The organism is Acidimicrobiales bacterium (assembly GCA_030747595.1).
Lineage (GTDB): Bacteria > Actinomycetota > Acidimicrobiia > Acidimicrobiales > MedAcidi-G1 > UBA9410.
Genome location: JASLKK010000001.1, coordinates 159,180 through 175,860, shown reverse-complemented (window position 1 = coordinate 175,860; position 16,681 = coordinate 159,180). Strand labels below are relative to the sequence as shown.

The following is a 16,681-nucleotide window of genomic DNA, read 5'->3' as shown; positions in this document are numbered from 1 at the left end:
CGGTCACTCCCCCACAGCCGGGTCCGCTCCCCGGCCGGTCAACCGATCAAGGGCCGCTGTGGCCTCGGCCACCGTGCGGTCGATCAACTCGGCACACGTCGGGAGTTCGGCAATGGCGCCCACTCCCTGACCGGTCGGGAGGATCCCCACCTCGGAGCGACCCTCGACCATGGTGGCCCGGGTCAGCATCGGGGCGTTGGCGGCCATGGCCACCTGGCTCCACGTCATCTCCGAAGATCGCTTCATGCGCAGCCCCTCGGCCAGTAGCTCGCGTAGAGGGGTGGACGTCAGTCGTCGAAACCGGAGGGCGTTCAGGGCTGCCCGGGGGAAGGCCAGCACGCGGGACCGCTCCAGTCGGGCCACCACCTCGGTGGCCACCACCCGTTGCGGCGCACCGTCGACGGCCCGGGTGACCACCGTGCCGGTGACCGGCGTGGCCAGGTACACGGACTTGACCTCGTCGGGGACGTCGCTGTCGGCAGTGAGCAGGAAACGGGTGCCCATGGCCACCGCGTCTGCACCCCAGGCCAGGGCGGCAGCCAGGCCGCGCCCGTCGGTGAACCCACCGGCGGCCACCAGGGCCACGCCGCTGCCCTCTAGGGCATCGAGCACCTGGGGGACGAGGATCGAGGTGGGCACCAGACCGGTATGTCCACCGCCCTCGGCGCCCTGGGCAATCACCGCGTCCACACCCCATTCGGCGACCTTTTCGGCGTGGCGGGCCGCGCCGATGGTCGGGATGACGACCACCCCGGCCTCCTTGAGGCGTTCCACGATGGCCTGCCCCGGGGCCTGGGCAAACGAGGCCACCCGCACTCCTTCAGCGATCAGGTAATCGACCCGTCGATCCACGTCGGCGGCGTCGGTCCGAAGGTTCACCCCGAACGGTTCGTCGGTGGCGGCACGGACCTCGGCAATGGCGTCGACCATCTGGTCGTACGTCATGGGGGCTGCGGCGATGATCCCCAGCCCGCCGGCCTCCGCAGTGGCCGCCGTCAGCCGTGAGCCGGCCACCCAGCCCATGCCCGTCTGGACGATCGGATACCGAACACCAACCAGGTCGCAGAACCGGGTGTGGAGGCGCCGGTCAGCCGGCGTGGGATCCGAGTTCGGCCACTCCATGGTCAACCGCCGAACTCGGCCTTGCGGTAGCCCTGGGGGTCGAGCACCTCACGGATGAGGTGGAGTTCCTCGCCGGTCGGCAGTCGACTCTCGGGGACCTCGTCGGGCACGGCCAGCTCGAAGCCGGTGGCCTCGACCACCTCATCGACCGTCACGCCGGGATGCACCGATCGCAGCCGCATCCGGCGGGGCTCATCGCCTGATCCGCTGGATTCGAAGTCCATCACGGCCAGGTTGGACACCACCCGGCGGATCTCGTAACCGGCCCGGATGGCTACCGACAGGGGTGCCACCCGGTCGTAGCCCGGACCCGACACCACGTCCACGGAGGGCACGAACGATCGGGTCGAGTGGTTGGGAACCCAGTAGGTGGTGGCGTGGTTGACCAGGTTGCCCGGTGCGCCACGCAGGCCCAGGAGTTGAGCCTTGGGCCGTCGCCAGTCGCCGATGGCCGCCAGGTTCTGGTTGCCGTGGGCATCGATCTGGCTGGCGCCCATGACTATGTGGCGGCGACCTGACCAGACCACGTCGAACATGTCGCGGTAGGGCATCCAGGCCTCGACCAGGCGTTCGGCGTTGTCGTCACCCACCGGCAACGGGTTGGCGGCCAGCACTGACACGGCGTCGGTCATCACCATGGCCGGTTCGAAGGTGGCTCTGGCCAGTCGTCCACCGATGATCGGCGTGGTGCCGATCGGGTTGCAGAGGATCTCGCCGTCACCACGAAAGGCCTCGGCAATGGCCACCACACAGATCTCGTCGATGGTCGCCTCTTCTGGCTGGTTGGCGTCGGGCTTGAGGTCGGCCATCTCAGGCCCCCTCCCCCTCGGCATCGAGCCGCTCGAGGTACTCGGCGTGGCTGGGCGCCTCCAACCAGCGATCCACGAAGGCCCGCCACGCCTCGGGATCCTTGGCGGTGGCCGCGTACGCCCGCTGGAATGCCTCGTCGCGCCCGTAGTCGGGTGGGCATTCGGTGAAGTGGGCGCCCCGGGGCGACTCGACGACGCCGTCCACGAAGAGCCGGGGGATCTTGAGGGTGTGGAGGGATCCCTCGGCGAGCAGGTCGCCGGTTGCGATCACCTTCTCGCACGACAGGTAGGTGGACGTCGCCGCCTTGGCGAACAGGTCATCGAAGTAGAGGTCGGGACCGAGGAACTGGCCGTTTCCGGCTGCATCGGCCCGGTTCATGTGGATCAGGGAGGCATCCAACTGGAAGGCCGGAATGGCCACCAGGTCCTCGTGGACACCGTCGGCGTCCGGATAGGGCGAGGTGACGGTGGCCAGATCGGGGTTCATCAGCATCATGTCGCTGCCCAGTCCGGCCCGTGTCGGATAAAAGGGCACCCGATGGGCGGCCGCCAGGAGGCCGAGGTAGAAGGCTCCCTCGTCCAGTTCCGTGACCTCGATGGTTCCCTGCTGACGGGCCTGGCGGAAGTGTGGTTCCAACGGAATGGAGTCGAGCGACACGAAGCCGTAGACGGCCCGCCGGACCTTGCCGAGTGTCGAGAGGATCCCTACCTCGGGGCCGCCGTAGCAGACGATGGTCAGGTCGGTGAGTTCGCTGCGGGCGATGGCCCGGACCAGCGACATGGGCTTGCGGCGTGAGCCCCAGCCTCCGATACCGATGGTCATACCGCTGGACAGCCGGGCGACGACGTCATCCTCGGTCATCCGCTTGTCCGGGCGCCCGTCGGGGGTGGGAAGCGTCGAGGGTGCATAAGAGCGTTGGCTGGGAGGAGTCACCCGGCCAACGGTAGGCGAGTCGGGACCGCCACGGAAACCCTGACGGTCCGTCAGATTGTGTGATCCGTCACGACAGCCGGCGGTTAGCGTGCGTTCCGTGGCCCCCTCGCCGACCCCTCCGACCCCATCGTCAGACCCGCTGGACTTCACCGGTCGGTCGGTGGTGGTCACCGGTGGGTCACGGGGCCTGGGTCGCGTGATCGCCACCACCTTCCTCGACGCCGGAGCTGACGTCATCACCTGCGCGAGGAGTGCGCCTGACGAGCCCATCACCTCGACAGACGGATCCCGGGAGGCCGCTTTCATAGTGGCAGACGTACGCGATCCGGAGCAGGTAGCCGATGTAGTGGCCGCGACTGTGGAGCGGTCGGGACGAGTCGATGTGCTGGTCAACAACGCTGGTGGCGCACCACCGGCCGATTCGGCCACCGTGTCACCCCGCTTCAACGAGAAGATCATCGCGCTGAACCTCACAGCGCCCATGACGTTCTGCCAGGCCGTGCACCCCACGATGTCGACCCAGGACGGCGGTGGAGTGATCGTCAACATCTCGTCGGTGAGTGGGACGCGACCCAACCCACTCGGCGTGGCCTACGGGGCGGCCAAGGCCGGTCTTGAGAACATGACCCGAACGCTGGCCCATGAGTGGGGGCCGGCCATCCGGGTGGTGGCCATCACTGTCGGGATGATCGTCACCGACGAAGCCGCCGCCTTCTACGGTGACGACGAGGGGCAGGCCGCAGTGGCCGCCAACCTCCCTGCCGGTCGGCTGGGCCAGCCAGACGATGTGGCCGACATCTGCCTCGCCCTGGCTTCACCATTGGCCCGGTGGGTCACCGGCACCTGCGTGGAGGTTCACGGCGGGGGCGAGGGCCCGGCCTACCTGGGCGCAGCGCGCGGCTGACCGGACTCGTGGCTCCCATCCGCTGTTGGCGTTCGCCCAAGGTTGAGGTCCGCGACGGATCGGTGGCCGGCCTCGGGGTGTTTGCCCTTGAACCGATTGCCGCCGGGGAGGTCGTGGCCGTAAAGGCCGGCCACATCGTCGACCACGCTGAGGTGGTTCGCCTCACTGCCGAGATCGGCGACCAGAGCCTTCAGATCGCCGACGACCTCTACCTGTCGCCCCGTACAGCCACCGAGGTGGACGAGACGTCCATTCGAATTAACCACTCGTGTGACGCCAACGTCGGCTTCCGTGGCCAGGTGGTCTACGTGGCCATGCGCGATATCGCGGCCGACGAGGAACTGTGTCATGACTACGGCACGGCCCGGACCGACGACTACCGCCTGGAGTGTGGCTGCGGGACGGCGGCGTGTCGAGGCACCGTCACCGGCGACGACTGGCGGCTCCCTGCCGTCCAGGCCAGGTACGACGGGTTCTTCATAGAGCACGTGGCCGCCAGAATCCGCCAAAGCCAGAACTGACGACCCATTTCCCTAGCGGCCCGGCTCTTCGCCGATCTCGGCCAGGGCGTTACCGGTCCATACGCGGCCGAAATCGGCGAGTCCGGGCGCCACCTGATCAGGTTCCTGAACCACGCCCGCTGAACCTCGGTTTCCGGGACGTCAACCAGGCCGCCGGCTGGGACAGAAGTTCGCGACGGGGACGTCCATCGGGCAGGATGCCGCCATGGCCCCCGAGTTCCGGTACGAGGACGCCCCGCCCTACGGGGAGGTGGAGCAGCTCTCGCCGCTCGTGCGTCGGGTGGTGGCCCGTAACCCGTCGAAGTTCACCTACCACGGATCGGGCACGTTCATCATTGGGCCCGCACCGGACTCCAACCCGAACGGGAACGTCGCCATCATCGATCCGGGGCCAGCCGACGACGACCATGTGGCGGCCCTCCTGAAGGCCGTCGAGGGCCAGCGGGTCACCCACCTGCTCATTACCCACACCCACCCGGACCACTCCCCAGCCACCGCCGCCGTGCAGACGGCCACCGGGGCCACCTCGTACGGTTTCGGCCCCCACCCGGTGGAAGCCATCCGCGCTTACGACGAACGGGTCCGAAAGGCCATCGAGGCCGGCGAGGAACCCGAGTCCGAGGATGGAGAGGGCGCAGGCGACCGGGACTTCGTGCCCGACGTGGTCACCTCCGACGGCGACGTCATCGCCGGCGAAGGGTTCACTTTCGAGGCGCTTCACACCCCGGGCCACATCTCGAACCACCTGTGCTTCGCCCTCCGGGAGGAAGCGACCCTGTTCACTGGCGATCACGTCATGGGTTGGTCGACCACCGTGGTCCCGGCACCCGACGGCGATCTGAACGACTACCTAGCCAACCTCCGTCGGCTGCTGGACCGCCCCGAGACCCTCTACCGACCCACCCACGGACCGGCCATCACTGACCCGAGCCGTTACGTTGCGACGCTGATCGACCATCGGGAGATGCGTGAGGGCCAGATTGTCGATGCCCTCGTCGCCGGCCCCCGGGGGATCGAGTCGATCGTCGCCGAGCTCTACGCGGATGTGGATGAAAAGCTCCACAAGGCGGCAGCGGCCGTGGTGTACGCCCACCTCCTCGCCCTATCCCGGGCAGGTCGGGCAGTTGCTGAGACTGATCCGGAAGACGACGGTGGTGCCAGCTCGGACTGGAAGGCTGACTGGCGCCTGGTCTGAATCAGGCGCGCTGGCTGGAGACCGACACGACCTCGCCGGTCATGTAAGACGAGTAGTCGCTGGCCAGGAAGACAACCACGTTGGCTACCTCCCACGGCTCGGCGCCCCGCCCATAGGCCTCGCTGGCGGCCAGCTCGGCGAGCAGTTCCTCGCTGCTCGTCCGGGCCAGAAACGGGTGGGTGGCAAAGCTGGGGGCCACGCAGTTGATCCGGATGCCTGACTCGACGCCCTCGATGGCCGCGCACCGGGTGAGGGCCATCACCCCAGCCTTGGCGGCCGCGTAGTGGCTCTGGCCCGCCTGGGCCCGCCAGCCCAGCACCGAGGCGTTGTTCACGATCACACCGTGGCCCTGTTCACCCATGATCCGCATGGCCGCCCGGGTGCAGCGCATCGCTCCGGTGAGGGTGATGTCCAGGACCCGTTCCCACTCGTCATCCTGCATCTCGACCAGCGGGGTGTCACCGCCGAGACCGGCGTTGTTGACCATGACGTCAATACGGCCGTGTGCGACCACGGCGGCGTCCAACAGTTCCTGCACCTGGTTCTCGTCACTGACGTCACACAGGCTGGTGACCGGACGGTCACCGGACAGTTCGGCCAACGCATCGGCCGCCTCGTCCAGGCGCCGCTCGTGGACATCGGAGATGACGACGGTCGCCCCCTCCTCCACGGCCTTCTTCGCCACGGCGAATCCGATCCCGGCGCCGGCCGCCGCGGTGACCACGACGATCCGATCGGCCAACAGGTCATGGCCGGGTACATACTCAGGAGCATCCATGGCAGGAGGCTAGATCCGGCGACTGGCGCGATCAGGCCTGGGAGGCCGGAGCATCCTGTCCAGGGGCCTGTTTCTCGGCCCGTTCCTTGGCCTGAGCCATCTCCTTCATGCGCCGCTCCAGATCGGCGAACATCGGCATCTCCTCGTCGCCAATGGTGGCGGGGAGCTTCTCGGCGATCTCGTCGACGCTGAACGATGCACCATCATCAGCCCACATGTGGCGGATCTCGGCGGGCTGATTCCACACGGCGATGCGCTTACCGGTACAGGTGTAGATCTGGGCCGTCACGTCACGAGCTGCGTCCGACATGAGCCAGACAGCCAGCGGGGCAATGGCTTCGGGGCTGCCAGCCTCGATCTCGAACGGCACGTTTTCCGACATGCGGGTCATGGCCGCTGGGGCGATGCAGTTCGCGTTCACGCCGTACTTCCGGAGGGCGAAGGCCGCACTCCGAGTCAGCGAGACGATGCCGCCCTTAGCCGCCGAGTAGTTGGCCTGGGCCGTCGATGCCACGAAGGCTCCCGACGTGAAGCCGACGAGGCTGCCTCCGGTCTCCTGCTTTCGCATGACCGCCGCGGCCGCCTTGTAGAGCGTGAAGTGGCCCTTGAGATGGACACCGACCACGTGGTCGAACTCATCCTCGCTCATGTTGAACAGCATCCGCTCGCGCACGATGCCGGCCACGCAGACCACCCCATCGATGCTGCCCCAGGCCTCCAACGCCGTATCGACGATCCGCTGGCCGACCTCCATCTGGGAAACGTCGCCCGCCACAGCGATGGCCGTGCCACCCGCCGAGACGATCTCTGCCACGACGGCATCAGCGACGTCGCTGGACGGGTCGCTCCCCTCAATAGAGACGCCGTAGTCGGCTACCACCACGTTTGCACCCTCGGCGGCACAGGCCAGGGCGATGGCCCGACCGATCCCGTTGCCGGCACCGGTGACAGCGATGTTCTTTCCTGCGAGGTGGGCGACGCCGTCCAGTGACATGGGTACTCCGAGGGCTCATGGACCATCTCATTCCTGACGGTCCGTCAGATTCGGTCGCCACCCTACCGAGGGTCGGCGGCGGTGTGTTCAGCGGGCCAACCTCAGCGGGCACGTCTCAGCGGGCGGGCACCAGTCCACCATCGACGGTCATGCACTGCCCGGTCATGAAGCTCGATGCGTCGGACGCCATGTAGAGCACGGCGCCCACCATCTCGTCGGCACCTGCCAGACGGCCCAGTCGGGTCGAGCGGGCCATGGACGCCGCCCCCGCCTCGCCGGTGTTGCGGACCATTGTCGTGTCGGTCGGCCCGGGGGCCAGCGCGTTGACCCTGATTCCCGACTGGGCATACTCGGCGGCCATCGACCGCGTGAAGTGCAGCAGTGCCGCCTTGGCTGCCCCGTACAACGACCCCCCCGGAGTGTGCAAGAAGGCGGCCGCAGAGATCACGTTGACCACAGCGGCATGGTCCGATTCCAGCAGGTGGGGCAGGCAGGCCTGGAACAGGAACAGCGGCCCCCGGACGTTGACGTCGAACGACTTGGCGTAGGCGTCCGCAGTGATCGATCCGATGGGCTGGGCCAACGGGTTGGCTGCGTTGTTGACCAGCACGTCGATCCCTCCGAAGGCGTCCACCGTGCTAGCGACCAGTTGCTCCAGGTCATGAAGGTCCCCTACATGGGCGGGTACGGCGATCGCCTCACCCCCGGCGGCACGGATGGAGGCCACCGCCTCGCCACAAGCCTCAGCCTTCCGGCTAGACACCACCACCCGGGCACCCTGGGCCGCGAAGGCATGGGCCACGGCGAGCCCGATGCCCCGACTTCCCCCCGTCACCACGGCCACTCGACCCGTCAGGTCGTGCAGCGCTGCCACCCCATCCCGATCCAACATCCTGTCGACCTCTCTCCTACGGTTCCCGGCGCACAGAGAACCGGCGACTAACAGCCTGCCCTATCCACCGCTCCCGGAGCCCCATCGATGCACGAACGGTATGTGATCGTCCCTCGGGACCATCCCGACCTGCCCACCGAACACGGCGACTTCAACGTTCAGGGCCCGTCGGTGGTCCGCACCCCGCCCTGGCTCCTCGACGTATCGGTTGACGACGATCCCGATGCGGCCGGACGATGGCTGTTCTACGCAGCTGCCGGAGAGTTCTCGCTCGGCGTGACCCGACTGGACGACGCGACGTAGGTTCCCTGAGATGCTGAGCGACCGCAGGATCCTCGTGACAGGGCTGACGGGTCAGATCGGTCATCCCGTCGCCCGCTTCCTGGCGGAGGACAACGACGTGTGGGGCGTGGCCCGCTTCTCGGCCGATGGCAGCCAGGAACGTGCCGAATCCATCGGGGTGCGGACCCACGTAGCCGACCTGGCGTCTGGGGACCTCAGCGGACTGCCCGACGACTTCACCCATCTGGTCCACTTCGCTGCCTGGCAGGGAAAGGCCGACGACCACGATCGGGCCATCCGGGCTAACGCCGAGGCCACCGGTCTGCTCATGGCCCACTGTCAGCACGCCGAAGCCGCTCTCATCGCCTCGACCAACTCGGTGTACAGGGCCAACGAGGATCCGCTGCACCGCTACACCGAGACCGACCCGTTGGGTGACCCGACCGCTCCCCACAGCCCGACCTACGGCGTCTCCAAGGTCTCTCAGGAAGCTGTGGCCCGGACCATGGCCCGCGTCCTCGACCTTCCCACCACCATTGCCCGGATCAACGCCAGCTATGGACCGAACGGTGGCCTGCCCGCGTACCACGGGGACTGGGTGGCCGCCGGCCAGCCCGTGTGGCTACGCAAGCCCGGACCGAACGCCTACAGCCCCATCCACGAGGAGGACATGGCTCACCAGGTAGCCGCCCTCCTCGATGCCGCATCGACCCCGGCCACGATTGTGAACTGGTGCGGCGACGACATGGTGACCGCCGAGGACTGGACCGCGGCGTTCGGTGCCCACCTCGGTGTCGATCCTGAAATCGCCTATTACGACCTCCCGGGCGGACAACCAGGGAGCGCTGCGGACCCCACCAAGCGCCATTCCCTCACCGGACCGTGCTCCATCGACTGGCGCGACGGCATGATCGCCACCCTCGAAGCCCGCGCCGGCTCCACCGGCGTCTGACTGCCCGCCCTGGGCACGGGCGCCGGGCTGCTACGCCGGGGTGAACGCGCAGGGTAGGTGCTTGATCCCGTTGACGAAGTTGGATCGCAGACGGTCGGGCCCGGTGGTGGCGTGGATGTCGGGTAGACGGGTCAGCAGTTCCCGGAACATCACCCCGACCTCACGACGGGCCAGATGGGCGCCCAGACAGAAATGGGGGCCCGGGCCACCGAAGCCCACGTGCGGATTGGGATCCCGGGTCACGTCAAAACGGTCTGGGTCGACGAACACCGTCTCGTCCCGGTTGGCCGAGGCATACCAGAGCACCAGCTTCTCGCCGGCCTTGAATTCCTGGTCTCCGAGCCGCACCCCGTCGGCGGTCGCCGTGCGGCGGAAGTGGATCACCGGGCTGGACATCCGGACGATCTCGTCCACCGCGGTGGACATCACCCCGTCGATGTCAGCCAACCACCGGTCCCGCTGATCCGGGTTGGTGGTGAGGTAGTGGAGACCCCACGAGATGGCGTTGCGGGTCGTCTCGTTGCCGGCCACGCACAACAGGACGAAGAAGGAGGACAGTTCCTCGGTGGTGAGTCGCTCGCCATCCACCTCGGCGTTCACCAGCAGTGAGGTGAGATCCTCGCCGTCGCCGCCCCGCCGGTCCGCGGCCGTCTCCTGCATGATGGCCGACAGCCCCGCTCCGGCTGCCAGGAAGGCCTCCAACGGGTTAGAGCCCTCAGGGATGTACTCGGGGTCGCCCTGGCTGAGCACGATGTTGGAAAGGTCGAACACCTCGTCATGGCGATCGGCGGCGATTCCCATCATGTCGCAGATCACCACCAGCGGAAGCCGGGCCGCTACCTCGGTCACGAAGTCACACGAGCCGAGTCCGGCCACTCGATCCACGATCCCGCTAGCCGTGGACACCACCCCGTCCTCCAGGGACCGCATCATCCGTGGGGTGAACCCAGCGGAGACGATCTTTCGGAATCGAGCGTGACGGGGGTCGTCCATGCTGATCATCGATCCAAAGAACTCCCGGAACTCCGGCGGGAGGTCGGGGATGTTGGTTCCCTCGCCCGAGCAGAACGCGTCGGGACGGCGGCTGGCATCCACCACGTCGGCATGGCGGGTGACCGCCCAGTAACCCGGGCCGGCGGCCAGGTACTCGTTGCCCTCCTCGGCGAAGAACCGGATCGGGTCGTGGCGACGCAACGCCGAGAAGCCGTCCAGCCGATCCTCCATCGGACCGGACCAGAGCGGGTCGATCCGCGACAGGTCGAGGTCTTCGAGCGGGCGCCCGGTGGCAGAAGCGTTCATCATGGGCGAGACCATAGGCACAGGATTGGGTCCGGGCCCGATCCGGTATCCATCCGATCTCAGTTCTAGATTTCCCCCATGGACCTTCAGGCTCTCGCCGACCGAATCGCTATCGGGGACCTCCTCACCCGGTACGCCACCGCGGTCGACCGTCGCGACTGGGACGGCTACCGCAGCGTCTTCACCGCCGACGCCATGATCGACTACACCTCGGCCGGTGGGATCGCCGGGAACCTCGAGGAGGTCGTCGAGTTCCTGTCGACCTCGCTGGAGATGTTCGAGATGACCCAGCATCTGGTTTCCAACGTCGACGTGGTTGTCGACGGCAACTCGGCCACGGTGACCGCCATGTTCAACAATCCGATGCGCCTGCCGGGCGGCGAAACCTGGTTCACCGGCGGTTGGTACCACCATGACCTCGTCCGGACCGCCGAGGGGTGGCGAAGCCGCGACCTCCGCGAGGAGAGCGCCTGGTTCGACCGGACTCCCTTCTGATCTGACGCTTCCTCTAGATACGTGCTGGGCGGCTGAGGAACAGGCACAGCCTTGACTGGGAATCCAGGCCGGTCAGGGGGCGTCCGTCGGGTTCCGTCCTGTCTGAAGGTCCTCGAACCGTCGAGCTGCTGCGGGCACCGTGACGTCGTGGGTGAACACCCAGAACCGGCCATCGCGAACCGCGTCGACCACCCGTTCAGCGACCAGTCCGGTGCTGATCCCTCGGTCACCCAGCAACTCGGCCAGCGAACCCTGGGTGGCCTCACTGGTCTCATGAACGTCGACCCAATCGGGCCGCACACGGGCCACGTCGAAGATGGCCGTCGATACCAGTTCGGGACACAGGCACGACACGCCAACCGGTGAGAGTTCCAGCTCCCGGTAGAGCGCCTCGGACAGGCCCACCACGGCGTGCTTGCTAGACGCGTACATGCCGAGGAAGGCAGTGGTCATCAGACCGGCCTGGGAAGCCACGTTCACAATGTGCCCGACCCCGGCATCGACCATCCGTGGAGCGAAGGCAAGAACGCCATGGGCCACGCCCAACACATTGACCTCGAAGGTCCATCGCCACTCCGACGCCGTGGTGTCCAACATCGCACCTGCCGGGCCGACCCCTGCGTTGTTGCATAACACGTGGACGCCACCGTGACGGCTCCACGCTGTGTCCGCCAGAGCAGTGACAGCATCCGCGTCGGCCACGTCGCACACCATGCCGCTGACCCGGTCGGTCGACCCGACGGCAGCCGCCAACCGGTCGACCTGAACGGCCAGTGCAGATTCGTCCACGTCGGAGAGCACTACCGACATGCCCTGGTCCAGAAACGCCTCGACCATGGCCAGACCGATGCCCGACGCTGCTCCGGTCACCACGGCCACCCGGCCGTCAAGGTCCTTGATCATCGGTTGCTCCCTCCGAACGGCATCACGACAGCCGCCATTGTCGGGCACCGTAGGTGTCGCCAGCCGTCCGGGCTGTCTCCGGCTGCTCCCCTAAGCAGCGCCCCGACTACCGTCACCCCATGCCCGGCCCCCTCGACGGCATTCGAATCGTCGATCTCTCCGTCGCCCTAACCGGCCCCCTGGCCGCAGGGATGCTCGTCGACCAAGGCGCCGATTGCATCAAGGTCGAACAGGCTCCGGACGGCGACGTCGTGCGATGGCTCGGATCGACGGTTGGTGGCATCTCGGCCATGTTCCAGGTAGCCAACCGGGGAAAGCGGTCGCTGGTGCTCGACCTGCGGCAGGCCGAGGGTCAGGCCATCTTGGGCGACCTCATTTCCGAGGCCGACGTGCTCGTCCAGAACTTCCGGCCCGGTGTTGCCGAGCGGCTCGGGATCACCTACGACGAGGTGGCGGCCATCAGACCCGACATCGTCTACGCAGACTTGACCGGCTTCGGCCCCGACGGCCCGTACAGCCATCGAAGGGTCTACGACACGGTGATCCAGGCCCATTCGGGTCTAGCGGCCAACCAGACCGGCCTGAACGATGACCATCCCCGGTTCCTCAAACAGCTGGTGTGCGACAAGATCACCGCCTACACCGCCTGTCAGGCAATTACCGCCGCCCTGTTCGCCCGCGAGCGCGGAGCAGGGGGCCAGCACATCGAACTATCGATGCTGGATGCCTCCGTTGCCTTCCTCTTCGTGGATGGCGCCGACCACGAGGTCATCTTGGAGGGCGACCACTCGGGGCCCCAGTCGGTGGCAGCCAACAACACTCCGTTTGCCTTCGATGGCGGATTCGCGGCGATTGCCGTCCCTGCCGACGACGAGTTCCACGGGCTGGCCAGGGCCATGCGGGTCGACAGCTCGGACCCCGATCTGGCCACCATCCGCGACCGGGCAGCCAACCGCCACAAGTCGACGGCCATCCACCGGGAGGTCCGCGTAAACGCCACCCGCATGACCGTCGCCGAAGCCGAAACCCGCCTGGACGACAACCAGGTGCCATTCGGCTTGGTGCGAGCTGTCGAAGAGGTGATCGACGATCCCCAGGTGGTGGCCAACGGCCTGTTCACCGAGTTCGACCATCCGGCGGCTGGTCGGGTCCGCCACCATCGGGTACCGGCCCAGTTCCACGGGACCCCAGCGGTACTCCGGGAACCCGCAGCACCCACCCTCGGGCAGCATTCCGACGAGGTGGTGACCGAGACCGGACGGGGTGAACGGATCGACGAACTCCGGATGGCCGGGGTGATCCGATGACCGGCACCGACGCCGGCCATCACCGCGACCACCGGCGTTACGACGCCTATGCGCGACACCACGCTGAGCACGGCGATTCCTTGCTGATCCCGGCAGCCACCGTGGTTGTGCTGAGCGACGGAGAGGCGGGCATCGAGACCCTCATGCTCCGCAAGAACTCCCAGATCGCCTTCGGTGGCATGTGGGTCTTTCCCGGCGGGAAGATCGATGCTTCTGACCAAGTCGTCGGCGATGACGGGGCGACCGACGAACTGGCCACTGCGGCAGCCGCTGCGGCCCGCGAAGCAGCTGAGGAGGCATCGGTCGCCGTGGATCCGGCGGCACTCGTCTGGTTCGCCCACTGGGTTCCGCCTCCCGTCATGCCGAAACGGTTCGCCACCTTCTTCTTCGCGACGCACCATGAGGGGCCGGCCTCGGCAGTCGCCATCGACGACGGCGAGATCACCGAACACGAGTGGATGCGTCCCGTCGACGCCCTGGACCGACGCGACCGCGGCGACATCGAACTGGCCCCACCCACGTGGATGACCCTGCACCGCCTGAAGTCGTTTGCCACGGTGGCCGAGGCCCTCGAGGTACTCGACGCGGAGGATCCACCGTTCTACGAGACGCACATGGCCCGGACCGACGACGGGCCGGTTGCCATGTGGACCGGCGACGCCGGGTACGAGGTCAACGACCCTTCCATCGAGGGACCCCGCCACCGCCTCACCCTCGTCGAAACCGGCTATGTGTTCACCGACACCCGAAACTGATCGCCGGGCATCAGCCCCGCCGCCCAAGCCCTCCTCTCCCAAGTCTCCCGATCCCGGGGCAGCCGATCCCGGGGCGTCCGCGTACCATCGGCGCCCGTGGATGCTGAGACGGCCGTGACGGACCTGACCAACGGACTCACCGCCGGGGAGGTGGCCGACCGAGTGGCCGATGGCCGGGTCAACAACGTGCCTGACGCGCCGGTTCGCACCACCGGCGAAATCCTCCGAGCCAACGTCCTCACTCCGGTCAACGCCATCATGGGGGCGCTCCTCGTGCTGATCCTGGTGGCCGGCTTCCCGGGTGACGCCCTGTTCGCCGGCGTCATCGTCTCCAACAGCGTGATCGGGACCCTTCAGGAACTCAAGGCGCGTCGGACCCTCAATGAACTGACCGTGTTGTCGGCACCGAGGGCTCGGGTGATCCGTGACGGCGACACCCTTGATCTCGCGGTTTCCGGAGTGGTGGCCGACGACCTTCTATTGCTATCTCCGGGCGATCAGGTGGTGGTCGACGGCACTGTGGTCGATGCTGCCGGGCTGGAGGTCGACGAGTCGCTCTTGACCGGAGAGGCCGATCCGGTGGATAAGGCGGTCGGCGACGAGGTGCTCTCCGGGAGTTTCGTCTCGGCCGGCTCGGGCCTCTACCGGGCCACCCACATCGGAAGCGGTTCGTACGCCGCCACCCTGGCCGAGGAGGCCCGGCGCTTCACCTTGGTGGGCAGCGAGCTGCGATCCGGGGTGGACCTAGTCCTTCGTTGGCTGACCATGGTCATTCCCCCGGCCGCCGGACTGCTGCTTCTGCGCCTGCTGGTCACCGAGGACCTCTGGCAGGAAGCCCTCCGAGGCACGGTGGCCGCAGCGGTGGCCATGGTCCCCGATGGCTTGGTACTCCTCACCAGCCTCTCGTTCATCGTCGGGGTGATCACCCTCGCCCGGCGCCGGGCACTAGCTCGGGAGTTGGCCTCGGTCGAACTCTTGGCCCGGGTCGACACCCTGTGCCTCGACAAGACGGGCACCATCACCACCGGCGAGATCTCCTTGGCCGACCTGGAGGTCATCGGCGCGACTACGGCTGCCGACGCTGCGGCAGCCGTCGGCGCCATGGCGGGCGCCGACCCGTCACCCAATCCCACTCTGGTCGCACTGGCCACCGCCCTGCCCAACCCCGGCTGGACGGTGGTCGACGCCGTGCCGTTCTCCTCAGCCCGGAAGTGGGCTGCCGCGACCTTCGCTCCCCACGGGCTCGATGATGCCTCTCGGGTCGTCCACCACCTGGGCGCCCCCGACGTGCTCCTACCGGTCGGCGAGTGGTCCGTGGCTCGTGACCGAGTGACCGAACTGGCCGATGACGGACACCGGGTCCTCGTCGTGACCCGATCGAGTTACGACCCCGACGCCCCCGCCGACGAACTCCCGTCAGCCCGACTGCCCCTGTGTCTGGTGTTGCTTACCGACACAGTCAAGGCCGAGGCGCCGGAGATTCTCGCCTGGTTCGTCGAACAGGGACTGGACCTGAAGGTGATCTCGGGCGACCATCCGGCCACCGTGGCCGCCGTGGCCCGACGTGCCGGCATTCCCGGTGCCGAGGAAGGTGTCGATGCCCGCACCCTGCCCGACGACCCCGAAATGCTGGCCGAGGCCCTGACCGGCGACCTGGTTGACCGCTCGGTGTTTGGACGGGTCACGCCCCACCAGAAGCAGGCCATGGTCCGCGCCCTACAGGCCCGTGGCCGGACGGTGGCCATGACGGGCGATGGTGTCAACGACGTCCTGGCCCTCAAGGATGCCGACATGGGAATCGCCATGGGCTCCGGAAGTTCGGCGTCCCGGGCTGTCGCCCAGCTGGTCCTCCTCGACGATCGGTTCTCGACGCTGCCCCGGGTGGTGGCCGAGGGCCGCCGGGTCATTAACAACATCGAGCGGGTGGCCAACCTCTTCCTCACCAAGGCCACCTACGCCGTGCTGCTGACCGTCCTCGTCGGGCTGTTCGGCGTGCCGTTCCCGTTCCTACCCAAGCAGCTCACCCTCATCGGCTCCATATCGATCGGCCTTCCCGGTTTCTTCCTGGCGCTGGCGCCCGACGACTCCCTGGTGCGGCCCGGCTTCCTCCCCCGGGTCCTGCGATGGTCCCTCCCCGCCGGGGTGGCCGCGTCGGCTGCCACGTTCGTCTGTTACGAGGTGGTTCGCCGGTCGGATGCCTCGTTGGCCGAGGCCCGTACGGCAGCCACCCTCACCCTTCTCGGGGTGGGGCTAGCCATCCTCCTGGGGATCAGTCGACCGCTTCGCCCCTGGAAGCTGGCCCTGGCTGCCGCCATGGGTGGGCTCTACGCGGTGACTATGGCGTGGCCGTTCGCACGCGACTACTTCGAGTTGGTCGTCCCACCCGACTCGGCTTGGTTGACGGCGGCGATCTGTGTGGCCGCCGGTGGCCTGTTGGTAGCCGCCGCACCGCGGATCACCGCTCTTCTCCTACGGGGGCGAGTCCGGGGCCGCTAGCGTCGCCGGAGAGACCGGGGTCAACGGCGATCCTCGTCAGACC

General features: G+C 67.6%; 17 protein-coding genes. 9 read left to right on the top strand and 8 right to left on the bottom strand.

The window, feature by feature from the left end; translation table 11 throughout:
* Positions 1-3: 3 nt before the first annotated feature.
* Genes QF777_00795 through QF777_00785 form a run of 3 tightly spaced genes read right to left on the bottom strand, consistent with a single transcriptional unit; the run spans position 4 to position 2,865 of the window.
* On the bottom strand, positions 4-1,122 hold the full coding sequence (locus tag QF777_00795; GenBank protein MDP6910087.1) for a nitronate monooxygenase: 1,119 nt from the start codon (positions 1,120-1,122) through the stop codon (positions 4-6).
* A gap of 2 nt (positions 1,123-1,124) precedes the next feature.
* Positions 1,125-1,931, bottom strand: coding sequence for a CoA-transferase (locus QF777_00790; GenBank protein MDP6910086.1), 807 nt, complete (start codon positions 1,929-1,931; stop codon positions 1,125-1,127).
* Between the two features lies 1 nt (position 1,932).
* Entirely contained in the window at positions 1,933-2,865 is a 933-nt protein-coding gene (locus tag QF777_00785; protein MDP6910085.1) for a CoA-transferase, read from the bottom strand.
* 97 nt (positions 2,866-2,962) lie between these two features.
* Here QF777_00785 and QF777_00780 point away from each other — a divergent pair, with 97 nt between their 5' ends.
* From QF777_00780 to QF777_00770, 3 genes are all read left to right on the top strand, one after another.
* Positions 2,963-3,769 (top strand): SDR family oxidoreductase, encoded by an 807-nt coding sequence (locus QF777_00780; protein MDP6910084.1) that lies wholly within the window; start codon positions 2,963-2,965, stop codon positions 3,767-3,769.
* 8 nt (positions 3,770-3,777) lie between these two features.
* Positions 3,778-4,290: an SET domain-containing protein-lysine N-methyltransferase gene (locus tag QF777_00775; GenBank protein MDP6910083.1), complete on the top strand. Its 513-nt coding sequence runs from the start codon at positions 3,778-3,780 to the stop codon at positions 4,288-4,290.
* A 205-nt stretch (positions 4,291-4,495) separates the two neighbouring features.
* Positions 4,496-5,485 (top strand): MBL fold metallo-hydrolase, encoded by a 990-nt coding sequence (locus QF777_00770; GenBank protein ID MDP6910082.1) that lies wholly within the window; start codon positions 4,496-4,498, stop codon positions 5,483-5,485.
* A 1-nt stretch (position 5,486) separates the two neighbouring features.
* On the opposite strand, the gene QF777_00765 is transcribed toward QF777_00770, so the two are convergent.
* From QF777_00765 to QF777_00755, 3 genes are all read right to left on the bottom strand, one after another.
* Positions 5,487-6,263, bottom strand: a complete 777-nt coding sequence (locus tag QF777_00765; GenBank protein ID MDP6910081.1) for an SDR family oxidoreductase — start codon at positions 6,261-6,263, stop codon at positions 5,487-5,489.
* 31 nt (positions 6,264-6,294) lie between these two features.
* Positions 6,295-7,257 carry an SDR family oxidoreductase gene (locus QF777_00760; protein ID MDP6910080.1) on the bottom strand — a complete coding sequence of 321 codons (963 nt, stop codon included), beginning with the start codon at positions 7,255-7,257 and terminating at the stop codon, positions 6,295-6,297.
* 115 nt (positions 7,258-7,372) lie between these two features.
* The gene (locus QF777_00755; protein MDP6910079.1) at positions 7,373-8,149 is read right to left on the bottom strand and encodes an SDR family oxidoreductase; all 777 of its coding nucleotides are present in this window, start codon (positions 8,147-8,149) and stop codon (positions 7,373-7,375) included.
* Between the two features lie 87 nt (positions 8,150-8,236).
* Between QF777_00755 and QF777_00750 the strand changes: the two genes are divergently transcribed.
* Positions 8,237-8,452 carry a hypothetical protein gene (locus tag QF777_00750; protein MDP6910078.1) on the top strand — a complete coding sequence of 72 codons (216 nt, stop codon included), beginning with the start codon at positions 8,237-8,239 and terminating at the stop codon, positions 8,450-8,452.
* Positions 8,453-8,462: 10 nt separating this feature from the next.
* Positions 8,463-9,383: an NAD(P)-dependent oxidoreductase gene (locus QF777_00745; protein MDP6910077.1), complete on the top strand. Its 921-nt coding sequence runs from the start codon at positions 8,463-8,465 to the stop codon at positions 9,381-9,383.
* Positions 9,384-9,413: 30 nt separating this feature from the next.
* Here the strand turns inward: QF777_00745 and QF777_00740 are convergent, their stop codons facing one another.
* A complete protein-coding gene (locus tag QF777_00740) occupies positions 9,414-10,685 on the bottom strand; it encodes a cytochrome P450 (GenBank protein MDP6910076.1) in 1,272 nt (423 codons plus the stop codon).
* Between the two features lie 75 nt (positions 10,686-10,760).
* Here QF777_00740 and QF777_00735 point away from each other — a divergent pair, with 75 nt between their 5' ends.
* The gene (locus QF777_00735; protein MDP6910075.1) at positions 10,761-11,177 is read left to right on the top strand and encodes a nuclear transport factor 2 family protein; all 417 of its coding nucleotides are present in this window, start codon (positions 10,761-10,763) and stop codon (positions 11,175-11,177) included.
* Positions 11,178-11,249: 72 nt separating this feature from the next.
* On the opposite strand, the gene QF777_00730 is transcribed toward QF777_00735, so the two are convergent.
* On the bottom strand, positions 11,250-12,080 hold the full coding sequence (locus QF777_00730) for an SDR family NAD(P)-dependent oxidoreductase (GenBank protein MDP6910074.1): 831 nt from the start codon (positions 12,078-12,080) through the stop codon (positions 11,250-11,252).
* A gap of 119 nt (positions 12,081-12,199) precedes the next feature.
* On the opposite strand from QF777_00730, the gene QF777_00725 reads away from it, so the two are divergent.
* From QF777_00725 to QF777_00715, 3 genes are all read left to right on the top strand, one after another.
* Positions 12,200-13,387 carry a CoA transferase gene (locus QF777_00725; protein MDP6910073.1) on the top strand — a complete coding sequence of 396 codons (1,188 nt, stop codon included), beginning with the start codon at positions 12,200-12,202 and terminating at the stop codon, positions 13,385-13,387.
* On the top strand, positions 13,384-14,142 hold the full coding sequence (locus QF777_00720; protein MDP6910072.1) for an NUDIX domain-containing protein: 759 nt from the start codon (positions 13,384-13,386) through the stop codon (positions 14,140-14,142). Before QF777_00725 ends, QF777_00720 begins: the two co-directional genes overlap by 4 nt.
* Before the next feature lie 96 nt (positions 14,143-14,238).
* A complete protein-coding gene (locus QF777_00715) occupies positions 14,239-16,638 on the top strand; it encodes an HAD-IC family P-type ATPase (protein ID MDP6910071.1) in 2,400 nt (799 codons plus the stop codon).
* Positions 16,639-16,681 lie beyond the last annotated feature (43 nt).

What these genes read in the sequence shown, in the direction of transcription:
- QF777_00795 (MDP6910087.1), bottom strand. Translation starts at nt 1,122, where the DNA reads ATGGAGTGGCCGAACTCGGATCCCACGCCGGCTGACCGGCGCCTCCAC.
- QF777_00790 (MDP6910086.1), bottom strand. Translation starts at nt 1,931, where the DNA reads ATGGCCGACCTCAAGCCCGACGCCAACCAGCCAGAAGAGGCGACCATC.
- QF777_00770 (MDP6910082.1), top strand. Translation starts at nt 4,496, where the DNA reads ATGGCCCCCGAGTTCCGGTACGAGGACGCCCCGCCCTACGGGGAGGTG.
- QF777_00765 (MDP6910081.1), bottom strand. Translation starts at nt 6,263, where the DNA reads ATGGATGCTCCTGAGTATGTACCCGGCCATGACCTGTTGGCCGATCGG.
- QF777_00760 (MDP6910080.1), bottom strand. Translation starts at nt 7,257, where the DNA reads ATGTCACTGGACGGCGTCGCCCACCTCGCAGGAAAGAACATCGCTGTC.
- QF777_00755 (MDP6910079.1), bottom strand. Translation starts at nt 8,149, where the DNA reads ATGTTGGATCGGGATGGGGTGGCAGCGCTGCACGACCTGACGGGTCGA.
- QF777_00750 (MDP6910078.1), top strand. Translation starts at nt 8,237, where the DNA reads ATGCACGAACGGTATGTGATCGTCCCTCGGGACCATCCCGACCTGCCC.
- QF777_00745 (MDP6910077.1), top strand. Translation starts at nt 8,463, where the DNA reads ATGCTGAGCGACCGCAGGATCCTCGTGACAGGGCTGACGGGTCAGATC.
- QF777_00740 (MDP6910076.1), bottom strand. Translation starts at nt 10,685, where the DNA reads ATGATGAACGCTTCTGCCACCGGGCGCCCGCTCGAAGACCTCGACCTG.
- QF777_00735 (MDP6910075.1), top strand. Translation starts at nt 10,761, where the DNA reads ATGGACCTTCAGGCTCTCGCCGACCGAATCGCTATCGGGGACCTCCTC.
- QF777_00730 (MDP6910074.1), bottom strand. Translation starts at nt 12,080, where the DNA reads ATGATCAAGGACCTTGACGGCCGGGTGGCCGTGGTGACCGGAGCAGCG.
- QF777_00725 (MDP6910073.1), top strand. Translation starts at nt 12,200, where the DNA reads ATGCCCGGCCCCCTCGACGGCATTCGAATCGTCGATCTCTCCGTCGCC.
- QF777_00720 (MDP6910072.1), top strand. Translation starts at nt 13,384, where the DNA reads ATGACCGGCACCGACGCCGGCCATCACCGCGACCACCGGCGTTACGAC.